Source organism: Mesorhizobium sp. P2_F8, assembly GCF_056403655.1.
On the sequence record NZ_JBFUFB010000096.1, the window covers coordinates 1 to 1552 of the forward strand.

At 65.1% G+C, this 1552-nt stretch carries 1 pseudogene; it reads left to right on the top strand.

Annotated features, from left to right (window positions below):
- Positions 1–240: 240 nt before the first annotated feature.
- Positions 241–1552 (top strand): annotated as a pseudogene (locus AC1DZP_RS36135) (methylase); the annotation flags it as partial.

A 1552-nucleotide genomic window follows, 5' to 3' on the forward strand; every position in this document is an offset into this window, starting at 1 on the left:
GAGGATCGGTTTGAAGAATCAGCCAACGGTTTAGTGCCGTCAGCCCCTCCCGTCCATCCTCCTGATTCAACCCCGGCCTTGTTCTGAAGCGGACATCTCCGGGCGCAAGAATTGCCGCGGTGCGCCGCCATCGGCGGTCGATCGCTGGAGGCAGAGCGGGGCCAGAGGGAGGTGGTCAGGCCTGGGCAGAGAGAGCGTGCCGGGCCGGGCCGGCTCCTTCCGCTCTCGACAGGATCTTCCATGAACATCATCACGACCGCACCGGCGGCCTCCAGGGCCGCCGCGTCCCACATCGTTCCTTCTCGGACCGATTCCGCTGAAGCGATCTTTCGTGCCGCAGGCTTCCTTCTCGCCCCTCTCGAAAATGGTGAGGCCATTACCACCCGCGCGCTCGGCACAGTCATGACGGAATGCTTTGGCGGAACGGATGCCGACGGCTTCTGGATCTGGAAGGACGCCTACGAGGCACTCGAAGCCGCACAAGTCCTGTTTATCCGCAAATTTGGACCGGCAATCCTGTCGCGTTCCGCCTCGCCGCAGGCAGCGCTGGGGATGATGGCCAGGATCGCCCGGCTTGTTCCTACGCACACACGCCGGTCGGATGAAAGCCAGGCCATGCAGCAGCTTTCCACCCCGCTGCCGCTAGCCTTCGTCACCGCGCGGGCCGCGGCGATCGCGTTATCAGACGCGGTGCTGGAACCGTCCGCCGGGACTGGACTGCTCGCCATTCATGCCGAGATCGCGCGGGCGACGCTTGCGCTGAACGAGCTTGCCGCGACACGCGCCGATCTTCTCGGCCTCCTGTTCCCGTGTGTCTCAATCTTTCGCCACGACGCCGCGCATATTGACGATCATCTCGACGCCGCGGTCCAGCCCTCCGTTGTGGTGATGAACCCGCCGTTTACTGTCGGCGCCCATGTCGACGGTCATGTCGCGGATGCCGCATGGCGGCACATGTCATCAGCCTTTGCCCGTCTTCGGCCCGGCGGCCGCCTGGTGGCGATCACAAGCGCGAACCTCTCCCCCGAAAACCCAAAGTGGCGGYCAGCCTTCGCCCGATTGCAGGAGCAGGGCACGATTGTGTTCACAGCGGCGCTCGACGGCCGTGTCTACGCCCGCCACGGTACGACAGCCGAAACCCGGCTGACGGTCATCGACAAGGCACCCGCACACGATCCGTCCCGTTTCATGGCCTCACCGGGTAAAGCCACGGACGTCGAGATGCTACTCTCCTGGATTTCCGATCTGCCGCCGCGAACGCCGGGCGGTTATTCCGACTCCATGGGAGCGCTCGCGAACGGCATTTTGCGCAATGCCGCCGTCCGTATGGCTGGCCGGTCCAGCGCCGGCTCTCCCACCGCCATCACCAAGCAGGGGGTGCGAAACTTCGCTAAGCGGGCAAACGGGACTGCCCGAGCCGTCCAGCACCGCCCGATCGCGGTGAGCGCCGCGCCTGCGGCCTACGAACTTCGCGACTGGACACCCGATGAGGGTGCTCGGCTCACCGACACGATCTACGAGCCCTACGTCCTTCAGTCGCTCCATATTGCGC